The organism is Streptomyces tamarix, assembly GCF_032423885.1.
GTDB lineage: Bacteria > Actinomycetota > Actinomycetes > Streptomycetales > Streptomycetaceae > Streptomyces > Streptomyces tamarix.
In genome coordinates, this window is record NZ_JAWCTQ010000009.1 from 56,849 (window position 1) to 73,284 (window position 16,436).

The 16,436-nt window shown below is 74.0% G+C and carries 10 protein-coding genes and 1 pseudogene; 1 reads left to right on the plus strand and 10 read right to left on the minus strand.

Annotated features, from left to right (window positions below; genetic code table 11):
• Positions 1-35: 35 nt before the first annotated feature.
• The 6 genes and pseudogenes from RND61_RS09840 to ctaD all read right to left on the minus strand — a co-directional run bounded on the left by RND61_RS09840 (position 36) and on the right by ctaD (position 4,851).
• Positions 36-407, minus strand: a complete 372-nt coding sequence (locus RND61_RS09840; protein ID WP_315877454.1) for a transposase — start codon at positions 405-407, stop codon at positions 36-38.
• Positions 408-909: 502 nt separating this feature from the next.
• Positions 910-1,109, minus strand: a pseudogene (locus tag RND61_RS09845) (4a-hydroxytetrahydrobiopterin dehydratase); the annotation flags it as partial.
• A 308-nt stretch (positions 1,110-1,417) separates the two neighbouring features.
• Positions 1,418-1,855, minus strand: a complete 438-nt coding sequence (locus RND61_RS09850; protein ID WP_315877455.1) for a hypothetical protein — start codon at positions 1,853-1,855, stop codon at positions 1,418-1,420.
• Between the two features lie 53 nt (positions 1,856-1,908).
• Entirely contained in the window at positions 1,909-2,571 is a 663-nt protein-coding gene (locus RND61_RS09855; protein ID WP_315877456.1) for a zinc-binding dehydrogenase, read from the minus strand.
• A 202-nt stretch (positions 2,572-2,773) separates the two neighbouring features.
• Positions 2,774-3,127, minus strand: a complete 354-nt coding sequence (locus RND61_RS09860; protein WP_315877457.1) for a hypothetical protein — start codon at positions 3,125-3,127, stop codon at positions 2,774-2,776.
• Positions 3,127-4,851, minus strand: coding sequence for an aa3-type cytochrome oxidase subunit I (gene ctaD, locus RND61_RS09865; RefSeq protein ID WP_315877458.1), 1,725 nt, complete (start codon positions 4,849-4,851; stop codon positions 3,127-3,129). Before ctaD ends, RND61_RS09860 begins: the two co-directional genes overlap by 1 nt.
• Positions 4,852-5,124: 273 nt before the next feature.
• Between ctaD and RND61_RS09870 the strand changes: the two genes are divergently transcribed.
• On the plus strand, positions 5,125-5,439 hold the full coding sequence (locus RND61_RS09870) for an STAS domain-containing protein (RefSeq protein WP_315877459.1): 315 nt from the start codon (positions 5,125-5,127) through the stop codon (positions 5,437-5,439).
• A gap of 311 nt (positions 5,440-5,750) precedes the next feature.
• On the opposite strand, the gene RND61_RS09875 is transcribed toward RND61_RS09870, so the two are convergent.
• From RND61_RS09875 to RND61_RS09890, 4 genes are all read right to left on the minus strand, one after another.
• The gene (locus tag RND61_RS09875; RefSeq protein ID WP_315877460.1) at positions 5,751-6,203 is read right to left on the minus strand and encodes a DUF4383 domain-containing protein; all 453 of its coding nucleotides are present in this window, start codon (positions 6,201-6,203) and stop codon (positions 5,751-5,753) included.
• 120 nt (positions 6,204-6,323) lie between these two features.
• Positions 6,324-7,964, minus strand: a complete 1,641-nt coding sequence (locus tag RND61_RS09880; protein ID WP_315877461.1) for a PfaD family polyunsaturated fatty acid/polyketide biosynthesis protein — start codon at positions 7,962-7,964, stop codon at positions 6,324-6,326.
• A complete protein-coding gene (locus tag RND61_RS09885) occupies positions 7,961-10,243 on the minus strand; it encodes a 3-hydroxyacyl-ACP dehydratase (protein ID WP_315877462.1) in 2,283 nt (760 codons plus the stop codon). Before RND61_RS09885 ends, RND61_RS09880 begins: the two co-directional genes overlap by 4 nt.
• Positions 10,244-10,255: 12 nt before the next feature.
• On the minus strand, positions 10,256-16,417 hold the full coding sequence (locus tag RND61_RS09890) for a polyketide synthase (RefSeq protein ID WP_315877463.1): 6,162 nt from the start codon (positions 16,415-16,417) through the stop codon (positions 10,256-10,258).
• Positions 16,418-16,436 lie beyond the last annotated feature (19 nt).

The window sequence follows — 16,436 nt, forward strand, 5'->3', positions numbered from 1 at the left end:
CCTCCGGCCTGGCGGCAACAGCGCCTATTTGCCATTCACAGCAAACCCGACAGCACCGCGGCAGACCACGGGCGCGAGTCCGCCCGGCGGCCCGCGCGGGCGGCCCGCGTGAAGGGGCCGTTCGCGCACGCGTCCGTACCGGTGGGCTCCCCGGAGCACACCCCCGTCCGCACCCCGCCGATCTTCTCGCGCAGGGCGGCGTTCTCCGCCCCCAGCGGCGTAGGTGGCTCGGCGGACGTCTCCGCGCGGCGTCCCCGGGGTCGGCCTGCCCCGGCTGCCCGGACCCAGTTCCGCAGGGCTTCCGGGTTGACGCCCAGATCTGCGGCGACCTGCCGGATCGTCACCTCGGGCCGCGACTGGTACGGCGCAACCGCGTCCACCTCGAACTGTGGCGGGTAGTGCTTCATGACCACGAGACGTCCGTTCTCAGATCCCCAGGATCCAGCGTCCCGCGTGTCCAAGACCAGGGGTCAAGGCCCGCCGGGCGACTCCGTGCGGCTACACGACCGAGTCGACGTCGGCCTCTTCGCGCATACGGCAAGCCTTCCAGAACACGGACCTGGGCAGGGCGCTTCGTGTGGAACGCCCGGGCGGAGCGGGTACCCGCCAAGGCTTGCCGCGAGAGTGCCACCCGGTCGTCTGGACGTGCCGGTCATCTTCCTGCAGGGGCGGGCCGTCCCGGCACCGCGACCCCCGACGGGGCGGCTTCGTCACGGCTGGGCGTGCCGACCGTCATGCGGCCGGACGGCGACCCGGGACGGGGCGGTGGGACGTCGGGGCCGCACCGTTGCGACGTGGTGTGGCGGTGCTGGTCGGCTCGGGGTGGCTCCGCTGGTGCCGGGTGGGTGGTGGGGTGGTCGTGCGGCGGCGAGACGCTGTTCGACCGGGAGCGGGAGGAGACCTGGGGCCGGCGAGGGCGTCGACGCGGGCGGCCAGTTCGAAGTCACGCCCGGTGAGGCGCCGCCGGCGTCGTGGGTGCTCACCGCCCGGGCGACCGTGTCGTACCCGAGGGTCAGGTCGGGGTGGTGGTTCGGCTCGTCCTGCACGCGGGTGACGTGGAGGGCCATCGCGATCGCCGCGAAGTGCGTGGCGAGGCGGTGCGTACGGGATCACGGGGGCGGTGCGGGGACCGGACGCCGGGTGGAGTGCGCCACCCGGTGCCCGGCACGGACCACCCTGCCGGTCGGCCGCCGCCCGGTCGATTACCCCGGAGGTAATGACCGCGGGGCGGCGGCCGCCCGGACCCCGGGTCGGCCCCGTGCGGGGCGCTCCGGGACCGTGACCGCGCAGGGGCGTCGCGGGCCCCCCGTGCGGGGGCGCCTCGGCCCCGGCCGTACGAGGGCCTCCAGGCCGTCCCCGTACGGAGGCGCCCCGGGCCGGCCCGCACGAGGGTGCCCGGGGCCGGCCCGTCCCGCCGTCACGCCGTGCGGCGTCCGGCCCGTCGGTGAGCCCGGTGGCCGCTGCCGGCCGCTGGTCGGTCCGCCATCGACCAGGCGGCCAGCCAGGCGATCTCCATGGCCGCGTCCAGGAGGTACGTGGCGCGGATGCGTCCTCTGGGGACGTACGCCAGGTCGATGGCGAGGAAGGCGAGCGCCGTGCCGACGCCGGTGCGGCGCGCGTGCCGGACGCTCTCCCCGTCGGAGGCGGAGGCGGCGCGCAGCATGTTCCAGCCGGCGGACAGCAGGAGGGCCCCGCTGGTCTTCTGCAGCCATCCGTCGGCGATCGGGCCGTAGATCCGGCCGAAGGTCCGGAGCGACACCAGCGGCCAGACTCCGCCGACCACGTTGAACAGGCCCTGGGCGCGGGCCACCGTCCGCGGATCGACGCGCGGGGAGCCGGGTCCGACGCGCCTCACCGGAGCCGCCTCCGCCCGCGCCGCGCGCGTGCCCCGCCGTGCGGGCCGCCCGGTCACCCGGTCCGCCCCGGGCCGGTGAAGACGGCGCGGACGCGTCCGTCGGTCTTTTCCTTGAACATGTCGTAGCCTTTCGCGGCTTGGTCGAGGGGCATGGTGTGGGTGGCCAGGTGTGCGGTGGTGAGTTCTCCTTTGGCCATGCGGTCCAGGAGCATGGGGATGTACCGCTGGCCGTGCTGTTGTGCGGCGTGCAGGGTGAGGCCCTTGTTGAGGACCGCGCCGAGGGGGAACTTGTCCACCATCCCGGCGAACACGCCCAGGACGAACACGGTGCCGCCCTTGCGGCAGGCGTGGATGGCCTGGCGCACGGCGGTGGGCCGGTCGGTCTGGAGGCGCAGTTGCTGTTTGACCTGCTCGTACAGGTACATCGGTCCGTGGCTGTGGGCTTCCATGCCGACCGCTTCGATGCACACGTCGGGTCCACGGCCGCCGGTGCGTTCGCGTAGTTCCGCGGCGATGTCGGTGGTGGTGTAGTTCAGCGTCTCGGCGCCGACGTACCGCTCGGTCATCGCCAGCCGCTCTGGGATGCGGTCGATGGAGATCACCCGTTCGGCGCCCAGGAGGATCGCGGCCCGTGCCGCCATCTGGCCCACGGCGCCGCAGCCCCAGACCGCGACGACGTCGCCGCGAGGGCGGATGTGACGCGCTTCACCGGGCACCTCCTTCGTAGAGCTCGGGCTCTGAGGACGCCCCTCACCGGTGCCCTTCGCGAGGGTGGGCAAACGGCGTCCACGCGCCGAGTACCCCGTGGAGCCCCTACGACACGGGGACCGCACCCGGGGCGTCCCGGGTGCGGTCCCAACGGTAGGTTACGGAGCGTGACGGACGGGGCAGGGTGCCCCGGACCCGCCGCCCCTCAGGTCACCTGGCGATGGTCCAGGCGCTCGCGCACAGCGCCGCCGCGGTGAGGAGCGAGGCGATGCTCGCGCGCAGGAGGCGCTGTCGCAGCCGCGTGTAGCGCGCGGTGTACTCGCCGCGCAGTTCGACGCAGCGGTCGGCGATCGTCCGCAGGACCTTCTTCGACAGCTCGATGCGGTCCTCGGCGTAGAGGCGGGCGACCTCCTCGTGCTGGGCGGTGGTCAGCCACGGCATGCGGCGTGCGAACGCTTCGCCCTGCTCGCGGGCGTTGAGCAGCTCCGCCTGGGCCAGGAGGTAGCCCTCGACGCGGTTGATGCCCTCGGCCGTCTCGCGGCGCGTCGCCGAGGTGGCCCTCATCACCGCTCCTCCTCGCCGCCCCGCGCGGCGGTCCCCTTCTCGGGCTCGATCATGTCCCGACGGCCCCCCGTCTCCTGGGCCCTGAGCGCGGTGACTTCGGGGTGGTGCAGGTCGAAGGCCGGCGATTCGGAGCGGATCCGGGGCAGGGTGACGAAGTTGTGGCGGGGTGGGGGGCAAGACGTCGCCCATTCGAGGGAGCGGCCGTAGCCCCAGGGGTCGTCGACCTCGACCCGCTCACCGACCTTGGCCGTCTTCCAGATGTTGTAGAGGAACGGCAGGGTGGACAGGCCCAGGAGGAAGGCGCCGATGGAGGAGAGCATGTTGAGGCCGGTGAAGCCGTCGGCGGCGAGGTAGTCGGCGTAGCGGCGGGGCATGCCCTCGGCGCCGAGCCAGTGCTGGACGAGGAAGGTGAGGTGGAAGCCGGTGAACAGGGTCCAAAAGTGGATCTTCTCCAGCCGCGTGTCCAGCATCTTGCCCGTCATCTTGGGCCACCAGAAGCTGAAGCCGGCGAACATGGCGAAGACGATGGTGCCGAACAGGACGTAGTGGAAGTGGGCGACGACGAAGTACGTGTCGTGCACGTGCCAGTCCAGGGGCGGCGAGCCGAGGATGATCCCGGTCAGGCCGCCGAAGAGGAAGGTCACCAGGAAGCCGACCGACCACAGCATGGGCGGCTCGAAGCTGATCGAACCGTTCCACATGGTGCCGATCCAGTTGAAGAATTTCACGCCGGTGGGCACCGCGATCAGGAAGGTCATGAAGGAGAAGAACGGCAGCAGCACCGCCCCGGTGGCGAACATGTGGTGCGCCCAGACCGTCACTGACAGCCCGGCGATGGCGATCGTCGCCGCCACCAGCCCGATGTAGCCGAACAGCGGTTTGCGGGAGAAGACCGGGATGACCTCGCTGACCACCCCGAAGAACGGCAGGGCGAGGATGTAGACCTCCGGGTGGCCGAAGAACCAGAACAGGTGCTGCCACAGCAGCGCGCCGCCGTTCTCCGGGTTGAACACCTGGGCGCCGAGGCGCCGGTCTGCCTCCAGGGCGAACAGGGCGGCGGCCAGGACGGGGAAGGCGAGCAGGACCAGGACCGAGGTGAGCAGCACGTTCCAGGTGAAGATCGGCATGCGGAACATGGTCATGCCCGGGGCGCGCATGCAGATGATCGTGGTCATGAAGTTGACCGCGCCCAGGATCGTGCCGAACCCGGACAGCGCCAGCCCCATGATCCACATGTCGCCGCCGACGTAGGGCGTGCGTTCCCCGCCGCTGAGGGGCGTGTAGGCGGTCCAGCCGAAGTCCGCGGTGCCGTGGGTCGTCAGCAGGCTCCCGACGACGATGAGGCCGCCGAAGAGGAACAGCCAGTACGACAGCATGTTCAGGCGGGGGAAGGCCACATCCGGCGCGCCGATCTGCAACGGCATGATCGCGTTGGCGAACCCGGCGAAGGTGGGGGTGGCGAACAGCAACAGCATGATCGTGCCGTGCAGGGTGAAGGTCTGGTTGTACTGCTCGTTGGAGAGTAGCTGGAGGCCGGGGCGCGCCAGCTCCGCACGGAGCATCAAGGCTAGGAAGCCGCCGAAGAGGAAGAACCCGAACGACGTGATCAGGTACAGGTGCCCGATCTTCTTGTGATCCGTCGTGGTGAGCCAGTCGACGGCGACACGCCCCACACCGCGCCCCTTCACGGGCACGAGGGTGGGCGCCTCCGTGGATGTGACCATGCGAAACCTCATCCGGGCGGTCGGTGGTGATCGGAGAAGAGCGGGCGTCCGTCTTCCCCTGCCGCGCCACGGCAAACACGGCGGTCGACCGTCCGTCGGGGGCGGCCCGGACGGGTCCTCGCGGCGCGGTCCGCCCACCACGGGCCCCGGCCCGGGCCGGTTACGGCCCTGGCGGCAGGGCACTCGTGGGGCGTGGGACGACGCGGAGGGACGGGCGGGCCGGCTGGCCGGAGCAGGCGGCGGGGGGCGGGGCCGGCCCACCTCGTCGCGACGGTGACCGGATCGCACGAGGACCGGCCGGTCGTGGCGGTGATCGGTGAACTCGACGCCACCCAGGTCCCCCACCTGTACGCCACCCTGCTCGCGGCCCTGGAGTCGTCGAGCGGCCTCGACCTCGACCTCTCGGCGGTGTCGGCCTGTGACCGGGCGGGCCTCCACCTCCTCCTCGCCGTCCACCGGCATGCCGTGGCCGACGGGAAGCCCTTCGCCCTGATCAGCAGCAGCCGGGCCGTGCGGCTCGTAGCATGGCTCGCCCACGCGGGTCACCTCCTCGGCGCGCCCACCCGCGCCGGGGTGGCGCGGGCGTGAGGCCGCCCCACGGCGCGGGCCGGGACACGCGACGCGGGGCAGGGCGGCGGACCGTCCCCGTACCGTGTCCGGCGCGCGGGCGCACCGGACACGGGGCTCCCCGCGACCGGGGCGGAAAGCGAATCCTCGGCGCCGCGACCGTCCTCCGCACCCGCGCGGGGAGCGGCGGGGTCCTTCGGGCGGCCGCCGGGTCGGCAGGGGTTCACGGGGCGGCCCGGCGGAGCGTGGTCGCACCGCTGCCGGACCGGATCTCCCCCGCCCGCCGGGTTCCTCCGCGGTCCGCCCCACCGGGGAGAGGGGGGAGCGCCCCTCTACCGGCCCGTGGGACGGCCGCTGCCGCGGGTCAGCAGGACGCCCAGGGCGATCATGCCCACCCCGAGGACGAAGTGCAGCCAGTTGTCGGCGGTGTTCACGGGCACGAAGTTGGCGGCGCTGTCGTGATCGATGATCAGGCCGTAGATCCACAGGATCAGGTAGACCGCACCGCCCCCGATGAGGAAGGGGCGGGCGGTGGAGGCCGCGCGGGCCATGGTGACGCCCGCGAGCCCGAACAACAGGTGCACGATGTTGTGCAGGACCGACACCTGGAACAGGCCCAGCAGCTTGGCCTCGGAGTGGTGCTCGGCGAACTTCAGCGTGTCGTAGTCCGTCGTGATCCCGGGGATGAAGCCGAGGATTCCCACCAGCAGGAACACCGCGCCCACCAGGAGCGCAGCCTGCTGTACGGGAGTCCGTGCGGCCGCCGTACGGGGGTGAGTGGTCATGAGCCGACCTCTTTCTCGCGGGGCGGCGGGCGCCGCCGTCCGGCTCTCACGACGCCGACTACCCCTCCCCCGGCCTTTCAGCCCCGTCGGGGTCGGACCGGGGGTCACCCGCACGGCGGATCAGTCCCGGGCGGAAGCCGGCGCCGGGGCCGGCGGCGGACCGGCCGTACGCGCGCCGCGGGACGCAGCGGGCTCCGAAGCGGCGGACGGCAGCCGGTAGGTGGCGCAGGTGGCGGGAAGCCGTACTCCGGCGAGGCGGAGCTGTGTGACCCGGCTGTGGAAGGCCGCCGCGCGCAGCAGGTGCCCGGCGACCTCGGCGGCGTGCCGGTGCTCCGGCGCGGCCAGCGCGCTGCCCGCGGTCCAGGCGTTGAAGGCGCCCATGGCGGGACCGCACCAGACCTGCCAGTCACCTCGGCGCGCGGTGTCGCCGTCGACGGCCCAGCGGGAGGCCATGCCCAGGTACCAGCGGAAGACCATCGCCATGCGGTGCTTGGGGTCGCTCGCGGCACGGTCCCCCCATTCCGGATGGTGTTCCCGCAGGTAGGCGGCGGCGTCCTGCCACACGTCCGCCACGGGGCGGCGCAGGATCCGCGTCTCCAGGTACGCGCGTTCCGCGGCCGGCAGGCTCTCCAGCCCGTCGTGGTCGCGATAGAGGCGGTACAGCCGTCCGGCCTGTCCGGCGAACATCGTGCCGCGGCCGAGGACCTGGACGGTGACGCCCTGTTCGAACATGTCGGCGGCCGGGGCCATGGTGCAGTCGGCCGGGCCGGCCTGGGCCAGGAGCTGTTTGACGGCCGCCGACGTCCCGGACTCGGTGAGGGCCTGGTTGACCGATCCGGTGACCACGTAGGAGGCCCCGAGGGCCAGTGCCGCCACGACGGCCTCCGGGGTACCGATCCCGCCGGCGGCGCCGACGCGGACCCGCGCGGAGGCCGGCACGCCGCGGGCGAGGTGGTCGCGGAGGCGGAGCACCGCGGGCAGCATCACCACCAGCGGCCGGCGGTCGGTGTGGCCGCCGGAGTCGGCCTCGACCGTGATGTCGTCGGCCATCGCGACGGTACGGGCGAGAGCCGCCTGCTCAGCCGCGATCTGTCCTCGCGCGAGCAGGTCCGCCACCATCGTCTCGGGGGCGGGCCGCAGGAACAGCTCCGCCGTCTCCGGGCGGGACACCTTGGCGACGACCCGGTTGCCGGCCCGCACCCCACCGGACGCGGGGTCGCGTTCGAGACCGGCGACGCGGTAGCGCACCAGGTCGGGGGTGAGCTGTACGAAGGCCGACGCCTCCACGCACCGCACCCCGTGCCGCAGGCACGCGTCGACGCAGGCGCGTTCCCGGGCGGGGTCCATGGGGTGGTGCAGGAGGTTGCAGGCGTACGGCGCGCCGGACGGGCCCAGCGCCCGCCGCAACCGCTCCAGCGCCCGGTCGACCCGGGCGTCGGGCAGCCCCGCGGCGCCGAAGGAGGACAGGTGCCCGGCGCGGGCGAAGGCGGTGACCAGTTCCTCGCCGGCGATGCCGCCGGCCATGGCCCCCGCCATGTGGGCGTACCGCGTCCCGTGGTGCCGCCGGAAGTCCCCGGAGCCGATCTCCTCCGGGGACAGCGGTCCCGCGACGGCCAGCGGGCGCAGGCCGCTGCCGGGCGCGGGCGGTTCCGGCGTGGCGCCGACCCGGCCGCCGCCGGAGACGATGTAGCAGGGGCTCGCGAGGTCGGCCAGCACCTCGTACACGCCCTGCGGGTCGTAGCGCACCGCTGCGGGGGTCATGCGGGCACCTCCTGTGCCTCGTGCCCTCCGGGCTCCCGGCCAATGAGGTCGACGGCGATGTTGCGCACCCGGTAGACCCGCAGGGCGTCGCGCCACACGCTGCCGTCGGCGTGCAGTCGCACGCCGGTGGCGTGCCGGTGGACGCGGCGGACGTGGACCTCCCCGCGCACCCGCTCGTGCTCCCGCAGGACCTGCCCGCGGTAGGACCAGCTCAGCTCCTCCCCCACGGCCACGGCGCACCGGGGGCGGACCAGGTGGTCCACCAGCCCGGTGTGCAGGGCGAGGGCGTGCACGGCCTGGAAGAGCATCTGCACCCCGGCCGAGCCGGGCATGACCGGGTCCTGGAAGAAGTGGTGGTCGAAGAACCAGTCGTCGGGCCGCACCGGCTTGTCGCACAGCACGTACCCCGCGCCGTGCTCCCCGCCGTCGGGGACCAGCACCACGTCCTCCAGCAGGGCCAACCGGCCGCGGCCGAGCCGTTCGTCGTCCCGCAGGTCCATCCGGCGTACCGTGCGTCCCGCCGGGCCGTGGACCTCCAGCCAGGACGGCACGTACCGTCCGCCGTCCAGGCCCTGCTGGAGTGCCATCAGTTCGGGTGTGAAGAGGCCGTGGGCGGCTTCGGCGGTGCAGAGGGGGGCGCCGCCGGAACGCAGTTCCAGGTCGTAGCGGTGCAGGAGGCCGCCGGGCAGCCGGGAGTGGGACCGGAGCACCACGTGCTGCTCGACCGTGGTGCCGGGCAGTTCCACCTCGCGGAGCAGCCGCATCCGGCCGTCCAGGTTGCGGCAGCGCAGGTCCTGGTCGGGGTACTCACCGGCCGCACCGAGCAAGGCGCTGAACGCCCCGGCCGGTTGCAGGGCGATCTCCATGAGGGCGAGCGCGGGCACGGACCCGCCGCACTCCCGGAGGTACCACGGGTCCTCGGGAACGTCGTACTCGAACACCCCCCGGCTGCCGGGCCGGTACGCCTGCCACTCGCCCTCGCCGCTCATCCCCCGGTCGAGCATCCTCATGTCCCCGCGCGGCAGCCGGGGGCGGACCCGGGCGGTGACGGTGCCGCCGTCGGGCACGGCCACGAACAGCTCCGGCCTGCCTTCCGCGGTGTGTACGGCGTGCAACTCGTGTGCGAGGACCGGAGCGCCGCCGGGGCTCCTTCGGCAACTGGGGCGGCCGTAGCGGACGGACAGGTCCGCGCCCCGGCCCTCCCGCAGCGTGATGCCGATGTCGCGCAGCCGGGCCACCGTGCGCCCCCGCGCGTGGAAGACGCAGTCCGCGACGAGGAAGGGGCGGTCGACCATGCCGGTCGCGGTGATCTCGGCGTCCATGTCGAGTTCGCCGCCCGCGGCCCCGACCACCTCGACCAGCAGCGGGGCGCCGGTCAGGGGCACGGCCCGCGCCCCCGGCAGGCACAGGTGGAGGCCGCTGTGCAGCGCGTGCGCCCGGAGCGCCTCCGCCGCCGCGGCGACGAGGTGGCTCCAGAGGTGCCCGGGGTCGTCGTCCGGCAGGCGGAGCACGGCCCGCAGGCTTCCCTGGCCGTACCCGCCGCCGCGGGGATCGATGCCGGTGACGGCGGTCAGGAGCCGGAAGGGCTCCTTCGCCGGCAGGGCGTCGGGCGGCAGGTGGCCCTGGTCGAAGCCGGGGCCGAGCACCGCCGCGATGTCACCCGCCGCGAAGGCGGCCAGGTCCGCGGCGGCCAGCCGGCGCACGGACGTACGGGCCAGGGGGCGGGGGTCCGCGGGGAAACGGGGGACGGGACGCCGCGGCCACACGGCGTCCGCGTACGGCCCGACGGTGACGACGGGGCGGGTTCCGTCCCGGACCTGCCACCCGTCGTCCTGCCGTACCGCCTGAAGCGCCGCCGCGTCCTCGGGCGCCTCACCGTGCCAGGTGACGGTGAGGCGCCCGGGGGCCGGGGCGGCACCGGCGCTCCGGACGGCACGGGCCAGCGCCGCCAGTGCCCCGGCCGTGCCGTACCCGGGCGCGGGTCCCGGCTCCGTTGACCCGTGCGCGGGGCCGAAGCCGTACCCGGGCGCGGGGCCGGGCGCGAGACCGGGCGCGGGCGCGGGGCCGGGCGCGGTGGCGGGGACGCGGCCGGTCCGCACGGCGCGGGCGACCTGCCAGTCCTCGACGGCCTGGTGAGCGGTGAGGACGGCGGCGTGGGCCCGCTGCACCTGGGCGGCGAGCCTGAGCGCCGGCGCCGAGGGGGGAGGATCCACGGCCCGTCCGCCCGCGAGGGGCGGCTCCGCGGGGAGCGGCGTGCCTTCGAAGGCGATTTCGTCCACGGCTGCCTTCCGTCAGTTCCGGTCGGTGGACGCGGTGCGGTCGGCCTGCGAGAGCATGCCGTGGACGACCGTGTCGGGAGCGGCCCACAGCGCCCGTACCGCGTGCCACCGCTGGAGGACCCGGCCGTCCGCGGCGCACCCGGTCAGCGTGCATTCGGAGAAGAACGGTGAGTCGCCGTCGTGGATCTCGACGTCCACGGCGAAGGGCTCGTCGTCGGGCAGAGGGGCGAACAGCTCCAGTCGGCCGACGGACACCGGCATGGGGATGTCGCCGGTGTCCGTGCGGCGCAGCAGGGCCAGCAACCCGCCCTGCAGGAGCAGGTCGGACAGCGCCGGGCTGTACAGCAGCCCCGCGTACGCTCCCTTGGCGAACGGCGGGTCGGGCATGCGGGCTGCGACCACGAACCGGCCGGGTTCCTCCACGAGTACCTCGCGCAGGCCCCGCAGGGCAGGGCCGTGGAACAACCTGCCGTCGGCGTAGCCGGGGTGCAGGTCCCCGTCGGCCGCGAACGCGGGGACGTCCAGCCGTGGCGGCTCCCCGGGCCGCTCGGCGAGCCGGAAGGAGCCTTCGTAGCGGAGCCTTCCCCGTTCGGTTGTGTCGTGGACGGTCACCCGGACGTCGGCGGGGTCCTCCCCGGGGGCCAGGTGGAACCGGAAGCGCTCCTCGTGGCCGTCGGGGAGGGCCAGGCCCCGGGTGATCCGCACGTCGCGGCACTCGACGACGGGGCGGTAGCCGCCGTGGGCGCGTTCGACGGCGTGCAGGGCCCAACCCACGGCGGCGGTCATGGGCAGGACCGGAACGCCGCCGAAGGAGTGGTCGCGCAGGACGGGTTCCGCGGTGAGGCCGCGCAGCGACCGGTGTGCGGTGAGGCCGCCCGCGGGCAGGTGCTCCTGGCGGTGGTGCAGGGGGGCGGTTGGGCCGATGACGGTGACGGTGCCCGTAGGGGCGCCGGCAGTCGTCGCGGCGAGGAAGTGGGCGCAGCCGTCCTCTCGGCTGAGGATGGGGACGCCGATTTCGGTGAACATCTCGTGGACCTGGCCGGCCATGCCACCGGCCCAGGGGCCCCAGGCCAGCGGCAGGACCCGGCATCGCGGATGGGCCGCCTGGAAGGCGCAGCCGAAGCGGTTGAGGCTCTCGTTGGCCAGCGTGTAGTCGGCCTGCCGGATATTGCCCCAGATGCCGGCGACGGAGGAGAACAGGACCAGGTGACGCAGCCGGTCGGTGTCCAGGGCGCCCAGGACCGTGTGGAGTCCGGCGAGTTTGGTGTCGATCACCGTGGTGACGGACTCGGCGGTGACTTCCGACAGCGATCGGTCCCGCAGGACGCCCGCCCCGTGCACCACGCCGGTGATCCGCGAGGCGTACGGGGCGAGGGCGGCGGACACGGCGTCGGCGTCCCGTACGTCCGCGGACACGTAGGCGGCCTCCGCGCCGTGGGCGCGCAGCGCGTCGAGACAGGAGCGGATGCCGCGCTGCGCCAGGAACCGCCCGGCCTCCTCCTCCAGGCGGTTGCGGACCCCGTCCTCCTCCGGGTCCTCGCCCGCCTGCCGGGCCCGCTCAACGAGGACGGCGCGCAGTTCCTCCTCGGTGAGCCCGTGTGCCCACTCCGGTTCGGGCTCCAGCGGAGTGCGGCCCAGCAGCAGGTAGCCGCAGTGGCTCTCGGCCGCCAGGGCCTGGACACACCAGGCGGTGACGCCACCGGCGCCGCCGGTGACGAGCAGCAGGTCGTCGTCGGTGAACTCCGTGGTCCGGTCCGGTGCCGCGGGCTGCGGCGGTGGGTCGGCGGAGACGATCGGGGTACGGCGCCCCTTCGCGTCGACGCCGATCTCCCGGACGTCGGTGGCGATGTCGCAGAGTTCGGCGGCGAACGCCTCGCCGGCATCCCCGTCCGGCAGGCCGGGCGCGAGGTCGACCGCGCGGCAGAACAGGGTCGTCGCCTCGACGGCGAGGGTCTTCACGAGGCCGCCCAGGCCACCGGCGAGCGCGGCGAGTGTGTCGCCGCCCGTCCCCGAGTAGCCGAGCGCACCGTCCAACCGGGTCACCGTGACCAGTCCGGCGCGGGTGCCGTCCGCCGCGGCGGCCTCCAGCAGGGGGCGGGTGTGCTTGACCACCAGGACCGCGTGCCGCAGCCGGGCGAGCATGGTGTCGGCATCGGTGTCCGCGGTACGGCTGACGGGCAGCACGCACAGATCCAGCCGTGTGACGCCGTCCAGCGCCTCCCCCAGGGTTGAAGCCAGCACTTCCTCCCCCCAGTCGGCGAGCTGGACGGCGGTGCCGGTCCCTTCGCCGTGCAGACCGGCACCGGGCAGTGACAGGCGGCGGACTTCCCAGCCCCGTGCGACGAGCGTGTTCTGGAGGATGCCCGGCAGGTCACCGCCGTCGTCGAGCAGCAGGGCCTGTGCCCCGGGGGCGAAAGCGTCGACGCACACGTCGGCGGGCGGCAGGTCCCGGAGCGTGACGAAGACCCGTCCGGTCTGCGGGGCATGGGTGCCCAGGAGCAGGCGGGGCCGGCGGGTGGTGATGACCTCGTGCAGCATGTCCTCCAGTTGCCGGACGGTCCTGGCCTCGCTGAGGCGGTACATATCGGTACGGCCGATCACGGGGTAGCGGCGCCACATCTCCGCGCCGATCTCGACCTGCTTGAGCGAGTCGATGCCCAGGTCCTCCTGGAGGTACATGTCCGGCTCGATCATGTCGATGTCGTAGCCGGTCTTCTCGGCGACCACCCTGCGGAAGGCCTCCTCCAGTTCCTCCGGGTCCACCTCGCCGATGTCCATGGTGGCCTCCCCGTCCAGCCCTTGCCCGCTCCGCTCGGCGGCCCACAACTGGGCGAGCGCGGAACGGGCGGGGTCCTTCGGCGGCTCGGAGGCGGCGTCCGCCGCCGGGGAAGTCGTTCGCGCCGCGGGTTCGCCCCGCCGGGGCCCGAGCGGGGCCGGCGGCTGATCCGGGGCCGGGCCCGCCACAGGCTCGGCGTCCGTGTCCGCTCCGGTGGACGGCCGCCCGTCGTGGGGCAGCCGCAGCATGGCGGCGACGGCCTCGCCGGCCCTGGCGTGGCTCTCCCCCAGCGCGACGCAGTGGTCGGTGACGGTGCTGATGGCCGCCGCCAGGGCCTCGTCGAGCGGACGCTCCGCCAGGAGTCCGGTCAGCTGCTCCGCGGTGCGCAACTGGCTGTCGAGGTAGCGGGTGTGGGCGGCGAGGTGGTCGGCGGCGGCCCGGGCGAGCGGGTCGGTCTCCTGCACGGCCACCGGCGCCACCGGAACCTCCCCCTGGTGAGCGGGGTGGCCCTGCTCCGGGGGCCGCCGGTCCTGTTCCTCCTCCGCCACCGCCCGGGCGAGCTGCTGCTCGTACCTCTGCTGCAGCCGCACCGTCGCGAAGTTCGGGCCGTCCAGGACCCTGGCCAGCTTCGAGGGGGTGGGGCGCGCGGCCGTAGTGGGCCGTGCGTACCGGTCGAACCCGGTGAGGGGCAGTCCCAGCACGGCCAGCCGCAGGGCGGCCTGCTGGAGCGCCGCGCAGCTGTCGGCGCGGGGGCCGGCGTCGCAGGCGATCGTCTCCACGCCCCGGTCGCCCAGGGTCCGCCGCACCAGCCCTGTCAAGGTCTGCCCGGGACCGCATTCGACGAAGACCCGGATGCCGTCCGCGTACATCTGCTCCAGCCGGGCCGCGAAGTCCACCGGTTCGCGGAGCTGTTCGGCCAGCGTGCGCCGGTCGGCCGCCGCGCCCCGGCCGTAGCGGGCGCCCGCGGTGCCGGCGTACACCGGGATGCGGGGTGCGGTGAAGTCCGTCTGGGAGCAGGCTTCGGCGAAGGCGTCGACGGCGTGCCGCACGTACGCGGTGTGGAAGGCGGCGGCGACCGGCAGCAGCCGTGCCGGGAACCCCTCGGCGGCGCAGCGGTCGGTGAAGGCCCGGACGGCGGCGGTCGGACCGCCGACGGCGTGCTCGTCGGGCGCGTTGCGGTTGCACACCACCAGCTCCGGGTGGCCGGCCAGCGCCTGCGTCAGGTCCTCGGCGGGCATCCGCACCGCGGCCATCGCCCCGGCGTCGGCGTCCTGCCCGGCGGGCGGTTCCATGGCCAGCCCCCGCGCCCGGGCCAGCGCGGTGAACCCCTCGTCGGTCAGGGCGCCGGCCGCCCACAGCGCGGTCAGTTCACCGAAGCTGTGCCCGAGGACACCGTCCGGGGCGAGTCCCAGCTCCCGCAGCCACCGGTACTGCCCCATCGACAGCGCGCCGATCGCCGACTGCGCGTAGGCGGTCCGGCGCAACCGCGCCTCCAGTACCTCGGGCTCCGCGGTGCCCGGCGCGGGGAAGACGGTACGTGCGAGGTTGTCCCCCGCGGGGAACAGCGCGTTGGCCTCGTCGAAGGCCCTGCGCACCGGAGGCAGGGCGAGGGCGGCGTGCCGGCCCATGTCCACGTACTGGCTGCCCTGGCCGGGGAAGAGCACGGCGGTCTTGGTGCCGGTGGGCAGGGCGGCGGGGCGGAAGTGGACGCCGCGGGGATGGCTCCAACCGCCTTGGCCGTGTTCGCCGCGGAGTCGGTCCGCGGCGAGGGCCAGCAGGTCGGCGTAGTCCGCCGCGTCCGCGGCGACGAAGCCGACGCGGGCGTGGCCGGCCGGTGGTGGTTCTTGCTGCGGGGCGTCCCCCCGCTCCAGGGCGTGGAGCAGTTCGGAGATGTCCGGGGCGTGCCACAGGTGGATCCGGGGGGTGTCGTGCAGGGGGCGTTCGGGTTCGCCGCGCGTGCCGTCGCCGGTGTACTCCTCCAGGACGGCGTGGTAGTTCACCCCGCCGAAGCCGAAGGCCGAGACCCCGGCCCGCCGTACGGTCCGGGCGGGGTCCCGGATCCAGGGGCGGGTGACGGTGTTGACGTAGAGGGCCCCGTCCTCGCGGGCCGCCTGTGGGTTGGGGGTGCGCACGTTGATGGTGGGCGGCAGCACCTTGTGGTGGAGGGCGAGTACCGCTTTGATCAGCCCGGCCGCCCCGGCCGCCGCCTTGGCGTGGCCGATCTGGGACTTCACGCTGCCGACGGCGGTGTGGCGCCGATCGTCGGGGTCGGCCAGCAGTTCGTTGAGGGCGGTCAGTTCGACCTCGTCCCCCGCCCGGGTGCCGGTGCCGTGCGCCTCGATCAGCTCGACCGACTGCGGCGGGCAGTCCGCGTCCTCGTAGGCCCGCCGGAGCGCGGTGAGCTGGCCCGTGCCGCAGGGTGCGTAGATGCTCTGGCCCCGGCCGTCGCTGGAACTGCCGAGGCCGCGCAGGACGGCGTAGATCCGGTCGCCGTCGCGTTCGGCGTCCGCGAGCCGCTTGAGGGCGACCATGCCGACGCCCTCACCGATCAGTGTGCCGTCGGCGTCGGCGTCGAAGGGTCGCACCCGGCCGCTGAGGGAGAGGGCCGGGGTCTTGCTGAAGCAGAGGAACGACACGACCGTGTTGTCCGTGTCGCAACCGCCGGTGAGCATGAGGTCCGCCCGGCGGCCGACCAGTTCGTCCACCGCGGAACGCAGAGCGGTGAGAGAACTGGCGCAGGCCGCGTCCACCGTGTGGTTGGCGGCCCGCAGGTCCAGCCGATTGGCGACCCGGCCGGAGACGATGTTGCCGAGGACACCGGGGAAGGAGTCCTCCGTCCACGACGGCAGGGCGGCCAGCAGCGTCCGCATGATGCGGCGGACCTTCTCCTCGGGAGTGCCTAAGTTGATCATCGTTTCCGCCATCTGCGGTGCGAGCAGCCGCGCGGCGAGCGGCATCAGGGTGGAGTTGGCACCGCACACCCCGAGCACGACGCCCGCTCGCGCCGGGTCGTACCACTGCGCACGGCCGCGGCCCGCGTCGCGCAGGGTCTCCTTCGCGACGACCAGGCTCAGCAACTGCACCAGGCCCGTGGAGTCCAGTGTGTTGGGCGGCATGCCGAACTCACGGGGGTCGAAGACCTCCGGGGTGAGGAATCCGCCGCGCTGGCAGTAGGTCTTGTCCTCGGCGAACGGATCCGGGTCGTAGTGGAGATCGGTCCTCCACCAGCTCTCCGGTACGGTGTCCGAACAGTCCCGCCCTTTGACGATGTTGTCCCAGAACTCCTGGACGTCACCGGCCTTGGGGAATCTGCCGGCCATGCCGATGACGGCGATCGGGTCGCGGGCCAGTCGGCGGTCGGTCTCCGCGGGGTCGGACGCGTGCGTGGGTGAAGGCACGGGCACCTCACTGGTTCGT